We start from the raw sequence: 15913 nt of genomic DNA, 5'->3' as shown, positions 1-15913 counted from the left end.
CGAGCGGTCTTTAGTTACCGTTCCGTAGCGTCGCCCCACGGCGTACCCAGAAAGAGGTGCCCCATGCCCCACCGCCGGCAACTGACCCGTTACCGACCGGTCGCGATCGCGGCCGCGCTGGCACTGGTTGCGGGCGGTACAGCAGCCTGCTCCAAGGACGGACCGGACGACACACTCAAGTCCTTCCTCGCGGGCTGGCGTAGTGGCAACCTGAGCTCTGTCGGGTTCGTGACAGCGGACGGCGGCAAGGTCGCCGCCAACGACGTCGTGACCCAACTCCAGGAGCTCTCCGGCGACCTGGCCAAGCAGTCGCTCGTGCTGACCACCGTCGGTGCGCCCAAGACCACTGGCGACATCGCATCGGCCGAGGTCAAGCTGGACTGGACGCTGCCCGGCGGCGCCCCCTGGTCCTACAACAGCAAAGTCCGCCTGACCAAGCAGGGCAGCAAGGGCTGGCGGGTGGTGTGGGAACCGGCGATCGTGCAGAGCGAACTCGCCACCGGCGACAAACTGCGGGTCCGCCGGGTCTCGTCGAAACGCGCCGACATCCTCGACGCGGCCGGCAAACCGCTGGTGACGGCGCGTGAGGTGGTGACGATCGGGATCGAACCGCAGCGGGTCACCGACCTGGCCCAGCTGCAGAAGGACCTCGACACCCAGTTCAAGAGCATCAAGGTCGCGGTCGACATGACGAACCTGGCCGACCGGGTGAAGAACGCCAACAAGGACGCGTTCGTCGAACTGGTCACGCTGCGCCGACCGGACTACGACAAGATCCGCAACAAGGTACGCACGTTCCAGGGCGCCGTCTTCAACGAGGGCCAGAAGCCGCTCGCCCCGAGCCGGGTCTTCGCCCGCGCGCTGCTCGGCACCGCCGACGTGGCCACCCGCGAGGACATCGACGCCAACCCCGACTCGGTCGCCCGCGGCGACGTCGTCGGGCACGGTGGCATCCAGCAGCGGTACGACACCACGCTGCGCGGCACGTCCGGGATCTCCGTGGTGATCGCCCGGGAGGCCGCCGACGGTAAGGTCAGCGACTCGCAGCTGTTCAGCACCAAGCCGGTCGACGGCAAGCCGATCAAGATCAGCATCGATGCCGCCACCCAGAACGCCGCCGACGCCGCCCTCGCCACCCAGAAGCAGCCGAGCTCCCTGGTCGCCATCAAGGTCAGTGACGGCACGGTGCTCGCGGTCGGGAACGGCCCCGACGGCGGCAGCGTCAACACCGCCCTGACCGGCCAGGTCCCGCCCGGATCGACATTCAAGACCGTCTCCGCGTACGGCCTGCTCCAGAAGAAGGCCGTCACCGCCGACACCCCGGTCGACTGCCCCAAGACGATCGCCGTCGACGGCCGCGAGTTCAAGAACTCCGGTGGCGAAGTGCTCGGCAAGGTGCCGTTCCACGAGGACTACGCGAAGTCGTGCAACACCGCGTTCGTCAACCTGTCCGCGAAGCTCGGCGCGGCCGGCCTGAACGACGCCGCCACCGCCCTCGGCCTGGGCGGCCAGTGGGACATCGGCGTCGACGCGTTCAGCGGCAAGATCTCCCCCGCCGGCAGCCCCACCGAACTGGCCGCCGCCACGTTCGGCCAGGGCGCCACCGCGGTCAGCCCGGTCGCCATGGCGTCCGTCGCCGCGGCCGTCGCCTGCGGCCAGTTCAAGCAGCCCAAGGTGGTCCTCGACCCGGCCCCCGCCAAGGCCGTCGCGGACGGCCCCCCGCTGGACGCCGACGCCGTCGCCGCCCTGAAGTCGATGATGCGCGAGGTCGTGACCGACGGCACCGGCACCGCGCTGAAGGGCGTCAAGGGTGGCCCGGTGTTCGGCAAGACCGGCACCGCCGAGTTCGACGAGTCGAGCAAGGACACCCACTCGTGGTTCATCGGCTACCAGGGCGACGTCGCGTTCGCCGTAATGGTCCAGAAGGGCGGCGCCGGCTCCGAAGCGGCCGTCCCGATCGTCGCGAACTTCCTGAACACGCTGAGCAAATAGCCTCAGGCGAGATCGGCCGACGACCCAGCTCCCACGTCAAAGACCGGCCGCTGAACCGGCAGCGAGAACCCGTCGGCGCCCGCCCGGTCGCCGACGGCCCGCTCCCCAGCCGCCCGTTCCCCAGCCGCCCGTTCCCCAGCCGCCCGTTCCCCAGCTGCCCGCTCCCCAGCTGCCCGCTCCCCAGCTGCCCAGTCCTCGCCGGAGCGCGGCCGCAGCATCCCCGGCCGAGTAGCGGGCAGCGGATCCGAATCAAGCAGAGGCGCCTGCCCCAGCGGCCGCGACCCCATCCGGACCGGCCCCCCGCCATCTTCCGGCTCCCCCGCCGCAGCCTCAGCGCGCGCCCCGTCCGCCGCAGCCTCAGCGCGCGCCCCATCCGCCGCAGCCTCAGCGCGCGCCCCGTCCGCCCCATCAGCGACAATCGGCACTTCAGCGGACGAATCGCTCGCGCCCTCCCCGCCGAGGTCCCCTACCCGGGCCGCCTCAGCAGCGTCCCCCACCTCCACGCCACCCAGCGCCGAGTCTTCCGGCGCTACGTCTTCCAGCGCCGCGTCCTCCAGCGCTACGTCAGCCCGCACTGCGTCTTCCGGTGCCGTGCTTTCCGGCGTCACGTCAGCCGGCGCAATGTCATCCGGCGCGGCTTCCCCACGCGCGGCGTCACCGAGGTCGGCATCCAGCGGCCCCGAGTCGCCGGGCGCCACCGCACTCCACTGCGAGCCGGGTGACTCAGCGGCGGCTAGCTCGACGTCGCCGTTCTCATTGCCACCCAAGTCTTCGTCGCCCGCCGAAGGGCCACCCCACTCAGCGTCGCCCTGCTCAGCCGCACCCGGCTCAGCGTCACCCGCATCGGCAGCGTCCACGGCGGCATCGTCTGTAACGGCAGCCTCCACGGAGACATCGCCCTGCCCGGCCTCGTCCAGCTCAGCGGTGCCCGGCCCGGCGCCGTCCGACGCGAAAGCGTCCAGCTCAGCGGTGCCCGATCCGGCGCCGTCCGACGCGAAAGCGTCCAGCTCAGCGGTGCCCGGTCCGGCGCCGTCCGACGCGAAGGCGGCCAGCTCAGCGTCGTTTTGGTCGGCCTCGTCCCCCACGCCGGCATCTGGATCGGCGTCGCTCTGCTCGAGGGCGTCCGGATCGGCGTGCTGCGCGACGGCCTCCGGCGCTGCGACGTCCCGCTCGGGGGCGGGCCGGCTATCGGTCAGCTCAGCTTCTTGGGCGGATTCCGCCGGGGTGGATTCCAACGGCCCCGGTACCGGCACCGAGTCGGTGGCCGGTGGCGACGTCTTGGAGGCGGCCAGTGCCGCGGCGAGCGGGTTGAAGGAGGATGTCGGAGGCGGATCCGATTCGGCAGCGTCCTCCGTGCCGGCCGGGAGCGGGACCGGTCCGAGGAGGGCGGAGCGAGGCCCGCCGAAGCCGGGCCGGTCAGCGTCGGCCCGGGAGGGCCTGGCCAAGCCGGCACGAGCTCCGGAACGGCCCGGCAAATCGTCAAGCGAAGCACCCAGCCCGGGGCGCGAACCGAACTCATCGTCAAGCGCAGCACTCGATCTCAACCGGGGCGCCGGCTCATCGCCCAAGTCCGCGCGTGCCCCGCGCTGATCGCCGAGACGAGCGCCAAGACCGGCACGCCGGGCGGACAGATCGCCGAGAGCAGCGCCCAGACCCGAGCGCCGCTGCGCCGGCACCTCATCCGCTGCCGCACCCGAACCCGAACCGGACGGACTCGAACCGGACGGGCCCGAGCCGAGCGGACCCGAACCGGACCGACCCGAGCCAGGCGGACCGCCGAGACCGGGGCGTAGTCGAGGGAGGCCGTCGAGCGCGGCCCTCGGACTCGAACGCCGTTGCGCCGGCACCTCATCGGCGACGAGACCTGAGCCGGACCGCGGCTCCGGGAACTCATCGCCTGAGTGGTCAACCGCAGACGAAGCGTGCTCATCGGCGCTCGGCGCGGCCTCCTCGGTCTGAGGGTCCGGCCCGGATCCGCCAGCGGCCAAGGCGTCGACGCCGGCCCCAGCAACGACCGGAGCGCCGAGGCCTGCGCCCGGAGCAGCAAGACCCAGCTCAACGGCGCCCGAGGGGCTAAGACCTGACCCACCACCGCTCGAGGCGCCAAGGCCGCCACCCGAGGCGCCAAAACCGACGGTCGAAGCGCCAAGACCGACGGTCGAAGCACCGAAACCCGCGGCGGGGGTGCCGAGACCAGCGGCCGAAGCACCAAGCCCGGATCCACCGCGAGCCGAAGCGGCCTCAACCGAAGCGGCCTCAACCGAATCCGGCTCCGCCGGAGCGACAGCCGGCAGAGCGACAGCCGGCGAAGCGACAGCCGGTGAAGCGACAGCCGGCAGAGCGACGGCCGGCGCGGCGGCTGGGGTGGGGCGGGCGTGGGGCGGGCTGGAGAGGTCGGCTCGGGCGGCGATCAGGTCGGGGCGGGGGGTTACCGTGCGGGCGGCGGCGAGGCCGGCTGCTACGGCGTTGGTGATTTCTTCGGCGTAGGTGCCGTCGGGGTCGTAGTCGGGGTCGAAGACGGTGATCTCGACGCCCAGGCAGTGGGGGGATTCGACCAGGCCGGCCAGGAGGATTTCCAGTTCGGGGAAGGCGATGCCGCCCGGGGACGGGGCGTCGACGGCCGGCATGACGGCGGGGTCGAGCACGTCGACGTCGACGTGCAGCCAGTAGCCGGCGCAGTCGACGAGTTGGTCGCGGGCCCACTGGGCGCTGCGGGCGGCGCCCTCGGCGCGCAGGGCCGGGACCGGGCGGGTGACGATGCCGGCGGCCTGCAGGTCCAGGCGGTATTCGTCCTGGGCGCGCAGGCCGAGCACGACCACGTCGATGTCGCGGAAGTAGGGCCGGCGGCCCTCGATGGAGGCGAGGTCGGCCTGGCCTCGGCCGGTGACCAGGGCCAGGTCCTCACCGGCGGCGGCACCCACGTAGGACGCGTTGCCGGGGTGCCGGAAGTCGGAGTGGCCGTCCACGAAGACCAGGCCGATGCGGCCGCCGACAGCTTCGCCGAGGCGGTGCATGGCCAGGCCCGAGCCGAGCAGGATGGAGCAGTCGCCGCCGAGGATCACCGGGAACTCACCGGCGTCGAGGATGGCGCCGATGCGGTCGGCAAGCGCTCGGGAATAGGCGGCGATCTGTTCGGCGTGCGCCACCCCGTCGCCCGGCCGCCAGTCGCCCGGGTCGTAGCGGGGCGGGGTCAGGCAGCCGGCGTCGCGGGCGTGCAGCCGGGTGAGCAGGCCGTGGTCGCGGAGGGCTCCGGGCGCCTTGGCGCAGCCCGGCACCGAGGTCGCGGTCGGCGGGCGCAGACCGAGATTGGACGGTGCGTCGAGGACTGCGATGCGGCGCACGGAGCCTCCCGTCTAGAAGAGTGCGCTGGCCAGGGCGCGACGGGCGCCGGCCACCGCCGGGTCGTCCGGCCCGGCCACGCTGAACAGCGACAACAGATGCTTGCGTACGGCGTCGCGGTCGTCGCCGGCGGTGCGTTTGATGAGGGCGACCAGCCGCGTGTAGGCCTTGTCGGCCGCACCGCTGAGCACCTCGAAGTCGGCGGCGAGCCGCTGCGCGTCGAGGTCGTCGGGGTCGGCCGCGGCTTTGGCGGCGACGGCGGCCGGGTCGGCGTCGCTCACCCGGCGGTAGAGGGCGACCTGGGCGAGGCCGGACTCGGCGGCGGCGTCGTTGGGCGTCTCGGCGAGGATCTTCTTGTACGCCTGTTCGGCCACGTCGAGGTCGCCCACCATGAGGGCGTCGTCGGCGGCGTCGATGCGCGGGTCGGCGGGCGTCTCGACGGAGATGCCACCGGCCTTGAGGACAGCGTCGACATATTGCTTGACCTGGTGCTCGGGGAGCACGCCGGTGAAGCCTTCGACCAGCTGGCCGCCGACCACCGCGACCACCATCGGGATGCCCTGCACGCGCAGTGCCTGGGCGAGCCGCGGGTTGGCGTCCACATCGATCTTGCCGAGCACCCAGGAGCCACCGCCGGCTTCGGCGAGCCGTTCGAGCACCGGCGAGAGCTGCTTGCACGGCTCGCACCAGTCGGCCCAGAAGTCGAGGATGACCGGGGTCGTCAGGGAACGCTCGAGGACGGCTGTCTGGAAGTTGGCCTCGGTGACCGCGATGATCGTTTCAGCGCCGCCGCCCGGGAAGCTCGGCGTGCCCGGGGCACCGCTGTCGGCCCCGCCGGAGGCTCCCGAGGAGGGCCCGGCGGAAGCGTTGTCCGGGGCCGGGCGGCTCGGTGCCGCGGAGGGGGCCGGGGCGCGCAGCGCGCTGAGATCGACCGCGCCGCGGGTGAAGATCGACGGAGTGGTCCGTGGGTCGCTCATGGTTACCTAGTCTCGCACGCTGACAAGGCGGTTCGGCGTGCCGCGGGGCGGCCGATATCGGACGTCACAACCACACGTGCCGCCGATACTCGGCTTATCCGGGCCGTTGCGCAATATCGCCGGGCCGCGTGCGCATTTCGTCCGGTTTGTCGATCAGAAGCGGGCCGGCTCGCGGTAGATGCCCCACTCCTGTTTCAACACCCCGCAGATCTCCCCGAGAGTCGCTTCCGCGCGCGCCGCCTCGAGCATGTGCGGGATCATGTTCTCGCTGCTCCGGGCCGCGGCCACCATGCGATCGAGGGCGGCCTTGACGCGTACGGCATCGCGGGTGGCCCGCCGCTCGCCCAGCTCGCGCCGCTGCACCACCTCGACCTCGTGCGAGACGCGGAGAATTTCCAGCCCCTTCGCCACGGTGCCGGTGTGCGCGTTGACCCCGACGATCCGCTTCTCGTTCTTCTCGAGCGCCTGCTGGTAGACGAACGCGGCCTCGGCGATGTTCCCGGTGAACCAGCCGTCCTCGATGCCGCGCAGGATGCCGGCCGTGATGCTGCCGTCGTGACCCAGCTCGCGGATGCGCGCGAAGATCTCCTCCGCCTCGGCCTCGATGCGGTCGGTCAGTTCCTCGACGAACCAGGAACCGCCGAGCGGGTCGGCCACGTTGACCACGCCCGTCTCCTCCATCAGCACCTGCTGGGTGCGCAGCGCGATCTCGGCCGACTCGTCGGTGGGCAGCGCGAGCGTCTCGTCGAGCGCGTTGGTGTGCAGCGAGTTGGTGCCGCCGAGCACCGCGGCCAGCGCCTCGACGGCGGTCCGCACCACGTTGTTGACCGGCTGCTGGGCGGTGAGGCTGACCCCGGCGGTCTGCGTGTGGAACTTGAGCCACAGCGCCTTCTCGCTGGTGGCGCCGTAGTCGTCGCGCAGGTGCCGGGCCCAGATGCGCCGGGCCGCCCGGAACTTGGCGATCTCCTCGAAGAAGTCGATGTGCGAGTCGAAGAAGAAGCTCAGGCCGGGCGCGAACTGGTTGACGTCGAGCCCGCGCGAGAGCCCCAACTCGACGTAGCCGAAGCCGTCGGCAAGCGTGTAGGCCAGTTCCTGCGCGGCGGTCGAGCCCGCCTCGCGGATGTGGTAGCCGCTGACCGAGAGCGGTTTGTATTTGGGGATCTCGCGCGCGCAATATTCCATCAGGTCGCCGATCAGGCGCAGGTGCGGCTCCGGCTCGAAGAGCCACTCCTTCTGCGCGATGTACTCCTTGAAGATGTCGGTCTGCAGCGTGCCGTCGAGCTTGCTGAGGTCGGCGCCCTGCCGCTCGGCGGCCACCAGGTACATCACGAAGACCGGGACGGCCGGCCCGGAGATCGTCATGCTGGTCGTGACGTCCTGCAGGCTGATGCCGTCGAAGAGCACGTCCATGTCGGCGGCCGAGTCGATCGCCACCCCGCAGTGGCCCACCTCGCCCAGCGACTGCGGGTCGTCGGAGTCGCGGCCCATCAGCGTCGGCATGTCGAACGCCACGCTGAGTCCGCCACCGCCGGCGGCCAGGATCATCTTGTAGCGCTCGTTGGTCTGCTGCGCGTTGCCGAAGCCGGCGAACTGCCGGATCGTCCAGGTGCGCCCGCGGTAGCCGGTCGGATAGAGCCCACGCGTGTAGGGGAACTCGCCGGGCCAGCCGATCCGTTCGAAGCCCGGGTAGTCGGCGCCTTGAGGCGGCCCGTAGACCGGATCGACACGCGCTCCGGAGAGCGTGGTGAAGTCGGCGTCGCGCTTACGTGAGGCGTCGTAGCGCCGTTGCCAGCGCTCCCGTCCGGCGTCGATGTCGGCAGCGTCCATGCCGTCATCGTAATGGCTTTCCTGAACGATCCCTAAGGCTAAGTTGTCACAACCGGTGGTCGAGAATCCACCCCTGCGGATTGCCCTTGCGATAGAGCATCTTCATGGCCAGCGGCAACATCGCGTCCCGGACCACCGAGCCGATCGGGCCGGCGGTCTTGCCACTGCCACTGCGCCGGCCGGCCGTCACCACTTTCTCCACCCGCGGGCGGCGGATCCGTTCGTAACCGGCGAGTCCCCCGCCGTCGGCGAGGCAGCGCCCGAGCACGACCGCGTCCTCGATCGCCATCGCCGCGCCCTGGCCGGCCGACGGAGCCACGGCATGGGCGGCATCACCGACCAGCACCACCCGTTCCGACCGCCACACCGGAACCCGGCGCAGGTCGTCGGTGTTCCACGGGCCGATCGCCACGTCGGTGGCCCGGATGATCGCGGCGGCCGGCAGTTCGTCGTCGCGGAACAGCTCGATCAGATAGGACCGCCAGGACTCGGGCGTGAAGTCGCCGGGGCGGGCGGCGGTCGGGCTGGGCGGGTTGGCGAACCACCACACCGAGCCGTCCGGCGCCGGCACCCAGCCGAAGAACGCTTTGCGGCCGAAGGCCATGTGCATCAGGCCGGGCGTGCGGTCCAGCTCGGCGTCGACCGGCGCGGTGCTGAACCCCCCGGCGTTGAGCAGGCCGAGGAATGTCGGTTCGGGCCCGGCGGGATTCAGGATCTGCCGGGTACGGGATCGCAGACCGTCCGCGCCGACCAGGAGGTCGCCCCGGGCGAGCGAGCCGTCGTCGAAGCTCGCCTGCACCCCGGTGGACGTCTCGGTGTAGCCGGTCAGGCGCCGGCCGTACTCGATCGGGATGCCCCGCTCGGCCGCGACCTCGTGCAGCGACCGGTAGAGATCGGCCCGGCGGATGGTCGTGGTGACCGTGCCGTCGGCGGCCGGCCCACCGAGCGGAAGCACCGCCAGCTTCTTGCCCGAGACGCCGTGCATGGCCATCTCCGGGGTCGGGAAGCCGGCCGCGAGCAGCCGGGCCGGGTCGAGGTCGAGGGCACGCAGGGCGGTCAGGCCGTTGACGGCCACGGTCAGGAAGGCGCCGCGCTCGTCGGCGGCTCCCGCGGGATGCGACTCGAAGAGGCGGGGCTGCCAGCCGGCCCGGTGCAGAGCGAGGGCGGTGACGGTGCCGGCGATGCCGCCGCCGACGATCAGCGCTATCTTAGTCATGGCATGACTATGCATAACATGACTAAGGAACGTCAACCCGTACTCTGAAGCTGTGACATCGGACAATCCGCGCCGCTCGACCCTCGGCATGGTCCTGCTGGCGCTGCTCATGGAAGCGCCGATGCACCCCTACCGAATGCAGCGCACGATCCGCGAGCGCGGCCAGGACCAACTGGTGAACGTGGCTCAGCGCAACAGCGTCTACCAGGCCCTGGACCGCCTGGTGCGGGACGGACTGGCCCGCCCGGCGGGCAGCACGCGGGAGGCCGGGCGGCCGGAGCGGACCGTCTACGAGATCACGCCGGACGGCGCGGCGACCATGCGCCGGTGGCTGATCGAGATGCTGCCGTCCCCGGCCCGGGAGTTCCCCGAGTTCCCGACGGCGCTGGCCTTCCTCCCGGTCCTGCCTCCCGCGCAGGTCCGCGAACTGCTGTCCCGGCGCATCACCGCGCAACAGGACCGGCTGACCGCGCTCCACGAGCAGGCGCCACCCGGCCTGCCCCGGCTGTTCCTGATCGAGGACGAATTCCGGGCCGCCATGCTGACCGCCGAGCTCGCCTGGCTGGGCCGACTGGTGGCCGATCTGGACAGCGGCGCCCTGACCTGGGACCGCGAAATGATCGACCAGACCCTCAGCCAGTTCGGCTGACCCGGCCCGGTCAGAGACCCTTGACGAGCTCCTCGGCCGCGGCGTACGGATCCAGTTCGCCGGCGGCGACCGCGGTGGCGAGCGTGCTCAACGCCGTACCGTGCTTGAGATCGCCGATGCGCGCCCGCAGCGCGCCCAAGGCGATCGCCTCGACCTCGACGGCCGCTCGCCGCTCCCGGCGGGCCGTCAGCTTGCCGGTGGACTCCAGCCAGGCGCGGTGCTTCTCGATGGCCGCGACCACGTCGTCGATGCCCTCGCCGCGCACCGCGGTGGCCCGCACCACCTGCGGCCGCCAGTCACCGGCCAGGCGCTCGCCCAGGCCGAGCATGCCCTGGATGTCGCGGTAAGTGGCATCGGCGCCCGGCCGATCGGCCTTGTTGATGACGAAGACGTCGGCGATCTCGAGCACGCCCGCCTTGACCGCCTGGATCGCGTCACCCATGCCGGGCGCGAGAAGCACCAGCGTGGTGTCGGCGAGCGTGGCGATCTCCACCTCGGCCTGGCCGACCCCGACCGTCTCGACCAGGATCACCTCGCAGCCGGCGCCCTCGAGCACCCGCACCGCCTGCGGCGTCGCCGCGGACAGCCCGCCGAGCTGGCCACGGCTCGACATGGACCGGATGTAGACGCCCGGGTCGAGGGTGTGTTCCTGCATGCGGACGCGGTCGCCGAGGATGGCTCCGCCGGTGAACGGGCTGGACGGGTCGACCGCGAGCACCCCGACCCGGCGGCCCGTCGCGCGCAGGGCCTTGACCAGCTCGTTGGTCGTGGTCGACTTGCCCACGCCGGGGGACCCGGTCAGGCCGACCACCTGGGCCCGCCCGGCGTAGGGCGCCAGCGTCGCGGCGACCTCGGGCAGTGCCGGGTCGCCGTTCTCCACCAGCGTGATCAGCCGGGCCACCGAGCGCGCGTCACCCTCGCGAGCGCGGGCGACCAGCGTCGGGACGTCCCGCCTCACGGGGAAGGAACTTCGATCAGGAGGGCGTCTCCCTGGCCGCCACCGCCGCACAGGCCCGCTGCGCCGAGGCCGCCGCCACGGCGCTGGAGCTCCAGCGCCAGGGTCAGCACCAGACGGGCGCCGGACATGCCGATCGGGTGACCGAGGGCGATCGCGCCGCCGTTGACGTTGACGATGTCGTCAGCGACCCCGAGCTCGCGCATCGACTGGATGACCACCTGGGCGAACGCCTCGTTCATCTCGATCAGGTCGAGCTCCTCGACGCCCCGGCCGGCCTTGGCCAGCGCGTGCTTGATGGCGTTGGCCGGCTGGGACTGCAGCGAGTTGTCGGGGCCGGCCACGTTGCCGTGCGAGACGATCTCGGCCAGCCAGGTGAGGCCGAGCTCCTCGGCCTTGGCCCGGCTCATCACGATGACCGCGGCGGCACCGTCGGAGATCGGCGACGAGGAGGCGGCGGTGATCGTGCCGCCCTTGGCGAACGCGGGGCGCAGCTTGCTCAGGGACTCGGCGGTCGAGTCGGGGCGGACCCCCTCGTCGAGGTCGATCACCAGGTCGGCGTCGCGGCCACCGGCCGGCACGGCGACGATCTCCTCGGCGAAGTGGCCGTTCTTCTGCGCGACGGCGGCCCGCTGGTGGCTGCGCGCGGCGAACTCGTCCTGCTCCTCGCGACTGATGTCGAGCTCGGCCCCGCTGTGCTCGGTGGACTCGCCCATCGAGATACCGTCCCACGGGTCGGTGAGCCCGTCGAAGGCGGTGTGGTCGCGCACCAGCACGTCGCCGAACTTGGCGCCCTGCCGCTGGTTGAGCAACAGGTGCGGGGCGTTGGTCATCGACTCCATGCCGCCGGCCACCACGATCTCGAACTCGCCGGCCCGGATCAGCTGATCGGCCAGGGCGATCGCGTCGAGCCCGGAGAGACACACCTTGTTGACCGTGACGGCCGGGGTGGTCATCGGGATGCCGGCCTTGACGGCGGCCTGGCGGGCGGTGATCTGACCGGCACCGGCCTGCAGAACCTGTCCCATGATCACGTACTGCACCTGATCGGGGCGGACCCCGCCGCGCTCGAGGGCGGCCGCGATGGCGTAGCCGCCGAGCTCGGTGGCGGGCAGGTTCTTGAGGTTGCCCAGCAGCCGGCCCATCGGGGTGCGGGCGCCACTCACGATCACCGAGGTGGTCACGGATGCTCCTTTGCAGCCTGAACGGTTTGCCACCTGAACGTTGGTTCAGGTGGGACTACTTAGACTACTTAGATGAATGAGGCGTCACCTAATGCCACCGCGTCCGACAATGTCACACCCCTGGGCGTGGATTTCCTGCGCATCGATCACGTCGGGATCGCCGTGGCTGATCTTGATGGTGCGGTGAAGTTCTACGCGGAGACCTTCGGCATGCACTGTGTGCATGAAGAGACGAACGAGGATCAAGGTGTACGCGAGGCGATGCTCGCGGTCGGCGACGGCAGCGGGCCACGCCTGCAGTTGCTCGCGCCGCTGCGCCCGGATTCGGCGATCGCCAAGTTTCTCGACCGGGCCGGCCCCGGCCTGCAACAGCTGGCCTACACGGTGGCCGACGTGGAGGCGACCACGGCCGCACTCCGCGCCCGTGGCCTGCGGGTGCTCTACGACACACCGCGGCGGGGCACGGCCGGCTCGCGGATCAACTTCGTCCACCCCAAGGATGCCGGAGGAGTTCTGGTGGAATTGGTAGAGCCTGCCTGATTGCTCCACCTTCCGGGTGAATCATCCTCCCGAGGACGTCTCCCACCTGGCAGGATCCCGGACATCGAACGCCGCGATCGCGGCATCGACCACCCGGCCCTTCGATACAGCAGGTGACGGCGCGGCGAGCAGGTGCCCCTGGACGGTCCAAGCGCACTGCCCGAACGGCGGACGTCGCAGCTCATAGCTGATCTACGTGTCCTTTCTGATGCCGGTCCGCTCTTGCGTGGCTGGTGCGTCTTCGCCAGGATGGCCCAATGCCTCAGCAGCAGGATCAAAATTTGGCATTTTTCGACGGCGCGAATTCTCAGCACGACTTCACTGTCGTCCTCCGCGGTTATGACCGCGGCCAGGTGGACGCGCACCTGGGCCGGCTCGTCGCCGCGCTCAACCAGTCCGAGCAGGCCCGTGGTGAGGCCGAGCAGCGGATGAACGACGCGCAGCGCCGCCTGCGCCAAGCCGAGCAGCGGCTGAATGCGGTCGAGCAGAAGCTCGCCGACAGCAACAAGCTGCTCGAGGAGAACAACCGGCCGACGCTCTCCGGGCTGGGCACCCGGGTCGAGCAGATCCTGCGGCTGGCTGAGGAGCAGGCCAACGATCACCGCAGTGAGGCCAAGCGGGAGTCCGAGGGCATCCTCTCGGCCGCCCGGCTCGAGGCTCGCGAGATCACCGACAAGGCGCGCGCCGAGGCCGCCGCCATGAAGGCGACCGCCGAGCGCGAGGCCGGCCAGGTCCGCACGCACGCCGAGCGGGAGGCGGCCGAGGCCCGCGTCCAGGCCCGGCGCGAGGCCGACACCCTGCGCGGCGACGCCGACCGCGAGACCAAGCAGCTACGCACGGTCACCTCGCACGAGGTCGCCGAGCTCAAGTCGACCGTGGAGCGTGAGGTCGCGTCGATGCGCGCCACCGCCGAGCGCGAGATCACCCAGCTGCGCGCCAAGACGTCGCGTGAGGCCGAGGAGAAGCGCGCCGAGGCGACCAAGATGCTCACCGACGCCCGCGACAAGCGGGACAAGGACCTACAGTCCCTGGCGCTGGAGATCGCCGAGCGTCGCGAGAAGGCCGAGCGGGAGGAGGCTCAGCGCCACTCCGCCCAGGTCAGTGCCACGCAGAAGATGGTGTCCGAGGCCGAGGAGCGCGCCCGCGCCGCCGAGGACCGCGCCAAGGAGATCGAGCAGCGCGCCGAGCAGCGTCGCGTCGAGTCCGAGCGCAACGCGATCGAGACCACCGAGAAGGCCCGCGCCCTCTCCGAGAAGACGGTCACCGAGGCCCGCTCCGAGGCGCAGCGCCTGATGAGCGAGGCCCGCACCGAGGCCGAGCTGACCACCCAGGCCGCCAAGCGCGAGGTGGAAGACCTCACCCGGCAGAAGGACGCGGTCACCAACCAGCTCGGGCAGATGCTGTCCGGCCTGTCCGGCCTGGTGCCGGGCGTCGGTGGCGCGGCCAAGCCGAACGCTGTCGCCGAGGTCGTCGCCGCGGTCGCCAAGCAGGCCGAGGCGCCGGCCGCGGAGAAGAACGGTGCGGCCGACAAGCCGACGCCGGCCAAGACGAATTCCTGAGGCGTTCGCCACCAACCGCTCCGGTTGCGCACTCCTGACGAGTGCGCAACGGTTAAGTGGTCGGGCTCGAACTCATCGATGCGGGCCGTATCGGAGTTTCTCCGGTACGGCCTCGCTCGTTTTGCGCGCGTAGCCTTGCTCTTGCAAAGCTGGCTCGGACAAATCACAACTAGACGCATACTCCGGCCAGGACGGTGTGTATCGGTCCTTGGTCGGACGAAGCGTATGTGAGGATGGACAGCATGTCGCACGGCGGTGAAATTTTCGGTCTCGGCGGAGACGGGGCCACCGAGCCAAACTTCGAGACCGCCCTGCGGGGATACGAACGCAAGCAGGTCGAGCGTTATGTGACCCGGGCCGAGAACGAGATTGCCGCGCTGGCCGCCGAGCGGGAGCAGGCGTACTCGCAGATGCAGGCGATGTCGGCGCAGATCGATCGGCTCCAGCAGGAGCTCAACCAGCTGCGCCGCCAGGGCGGCGTCGGCCCCGAGGTCTCGTTCCGGCACCTGGGCCCGCGGGTGGAGCAGATCCTCGCCCTCGCCGAGGAGCAGGCCGAAGCGATCAAGGCGTCGGCCACCGACGACATCGCCGGCCGGCTCGCCGAGGCCGAGCGGATCCGGGCCGAGGCAGAGGCGCACGCGCATGACGCCATCCGGGACTTCGAGATCGCGCTGGCCGCCCGTCGCTCCGAGGAGGAGCGCGCCGACGCCGCCAAACGCGCCGCGTCGGAAAAGGCGCTCGTCGCCGCCCGCCAGTCCGCCGAGCAGATGCGGGCCGAGGCCGAGGGCGTGCTGACCCGGGCCCGCGGCGACGCGACGCAGCTGACCGAGAAGACGGCCCGCGAGGCGCAGCGCGCCCGCGCCGAGGCCGACGGATACGTCCAGTCCACTCGCATGCAGGCCGATCAGGAGATCAAGGCGCTGCGGGAGAAGGCCCGGCTCGAGATCGTGACGCTGCGCGCCGACGCCGATCGCCAGCACGGCGACCTTCGGGCCACTGTGGAGAACGAGCTGGCCCAGCGCCGCCAGGAGGTCGTGCAGGAGCTCGCGCAGCTGCGCACCGGCGTCGAGAAGCAGTGCGCGGACCTGCGCAGCGAGGCCGACAAATACGCGGAGGAGGTGCTGCGCCGCTCCGACGAACAAGCCACCGCGATCCGCAAGGAGATCGAGGTGCAGCAGCAGCAGATCGCGAAGGCCGGCACCGACCTCGAGGTCGCGCAGGCCAAAGCCGCCGAGGCCGAGCAGCAGGTCGCCGAGGCACAGCAGCGGGCCCAGGCCGGCAAGCGCGAGGCCGACGAGGTGCACAAGCGACTCGAGCAGGTCCGCAAGGATCTCGAGGTGAGCCTGGAGCGGGTCGCCGAGGCCAAGCGCGACGGCGAGGCCGCCGAGCGGCGTGCCGCCGAGGTGCGCCGCCAGGTGCAGCGGGAAGCCAAGCGGGTGGCCGAGCTGGCCTCCGCCGCGGTGCTCGCCGCCGCCGCGTCGCCGGACGACCAGGACGAGCCGTTGTCGGCGCCGGAGAAACCGGCGGCCGGCCCCACCGCCGGCTCGGCAACCGGTGCGCACGCGGCGGTCGAGCCGGCACCGGCCAAGGTCACCGCATCCGCGAAGGTCACGGTGCCACCGGCCAGCCGGGTCGGCGCCGACGCCGAGTAAGCGGCCGGGACGCACGTGCGATA

General features: G+C 71.4%; 10 protein-coding genes and 1 pseudogene. 5 read left to right on the top strand and 6 right to left on the bottom strand.

Annotation, left to right across the window (positions count from 1 at the left end; translation table 11 throughout):
- Window positions 1-63 precede the first annotated feature (63 nt).
- Window positions 64-1992 (top strand): penicillin-binding transpeptidase domain-containing protein, encoded by a 1929-nt coding sequence (locus tag Afe05nite_RS04070; RefSeq protein ID WP_203815573.1) that lies wholly within the window; start codon window positions 64-66, stop codon window positions 1990-1992.
- A gap of 2219 nt (window positions 1993-4211) precedes the next feature.
- Here the strand turns inward: Afe05nite_RS04070 and Afe05nite_RS04065 are convergent.
- The 4 genes and pseudogenes from Afe05nite_RS04065 to Afe05nite_RS04050 form a co-directional block, all read right to left on the bottom strand.
- A pseudogene (locus Afe05nite_RS04065) lies at window positions 4212-5333 on the bottom strand (arginase family protein); the annotation flags it as partial.
- 12 nt (window positions 5334-5345) lie between these two features.
- On the bottom strand, window positions 5346-6308 hold the full coding sequence (locus tag Afe05nite_RS04060) for a tetratricopeptide repeat protein (protein WP_203815572.1): 963 nt from the start codon (window positions 6306-6308) through the stop codon (window positions 5346-5348).
- Between the two features lie 153 nt (window positions 6309-6461).
- Window positions 6462-8135: a coenzyme B12-dependent isobutyryl-CoA mutase large subunit gene (gene icmA, locus Afe05nite_RS04055; RefSeq protein WP_203815571.1), complete on the bottom strand. Its 1674-nt coding sequence runs from the start codon at window positions 8133-8135 to the stop codon at window positions 6462-6464.
- A gap of 46 nt (window positions 8136-8181) precedes the next feature.
- Window positions 8182-9351 (bottom strand): FAD-dependent oxidoreductase, encoded by a 1170-nt coding sequence (locus tag Afe05nite_RS04050; protein WP_203815570.1) that lies wholly within the window; start codon window positions 9349-9351, stop codon window positions 8182-8184.
- 52 nt (window positions 9352-9403) lie between these two features.
- Here Afe05nite_RS04050 and Afe05nite_RS04045 point away from each other — a divergent pair, with 52 nt between their 5' ends.
- Window positions 9404-10000, top strand: a complete 597-nt coding sequence (locus Afe05nite_RS04045; protein WP_239117534.1) for a PadR family transcriptional regulator — start codon at window positions 9404-9406, stop codon at window positions 9998-10000.
- A gap of 10 nt (window positions 10001-10010) precedes the next feature.
- Here the strand turns inward: Afe05nite_RS04045 and meaB are convergent, their stop codons facing one another.
- Both meaB and Afe05nite_RS04035 read right to left on the bottom strand, forming a co-directional pair.
- A complete protein-coding gene (gene meaB, locus Afe05nite_RS04040) occupies window positions 10011-11009 on the bottom strand; it encodes a methylmalonyl Co-A mutase-associated GTPase MeaB (RefSeq protein ID WP_203815569.1) in 999 nt (332 codons plus the stop codon).
- On the bottom strand, window positions 10955-12139 hold the full coding sequence (locus tag Afe05nite_RS04035; protein ID WP_203815568.1) for an acetyl-CoA C-acetyltransferase: 1185 nt from the start codon (window positions 12137-12139) through the stop codon (window positions 10955-10957). The genes meaB and Afe05nite_RS04035 overlap by 55 nt, the downstream gene beginning before the upstream one ends.
- 72 nt (window positions 12140-12211) lie before the next feature.
- Between Afe05nite_RS04035 and mce the strand changes: the two genes are divergently transcribed.
- From mce to Afe05nite_RS04020, 3 genes are all read left to right on the top strand, one after another.
- Window positions 12212-12679: a methylmalonyl-CoA epimerase gene (gene mce, locus Afe05nite_RS04030; RefSeq protein WP_203815567.1), complete on the top strand. Its 468-nt coding sequence runs from the start codon at window positions 12212-12214 to the stop codon at window positions 12677-12679.
- A gap of 257 nt (window positions 12680-12936) precedes the next feature.
- Window positions 12937-14238, top strand: coding sequence for a DivIVA domain-containing protein (locus Afe05nite_RS04025; RefSeq protein WP_203815566.1), 1302 nt, complete (start codon window positions 12937-12939; stop codon window positions 14236-14238).
- A gap of 242 nt (window positions 14239-14480) precedes the next feature.
- Window positions 14481-15890, top strand: a complete 1410-nt coding sequence (locus Afe05nite_RS04020; RefSeq protein WP_203815565.1) for a Laminin subunit beta-1 — start codon at window positions 14481-14483, stop codon at window positions 15888-15890.
- Window positions 15891-15913: the final 23 nt, after the last annotated feature.

Source organism: Paractinoplanes ferrugineus, assembly GCF_016862195.1.
GTDB lineage: Bacteria > Actinomycetota > Actinomycetes > Mycobacteriales > Micromonosporaceae > Actinoplanes > Actinoplanes ferrugineus.
The sequence above is the reverse complement of the archived record's forward strand: the minus strand, read 5'-3'. Positions and strand labels throughout refer to the sequence as shown.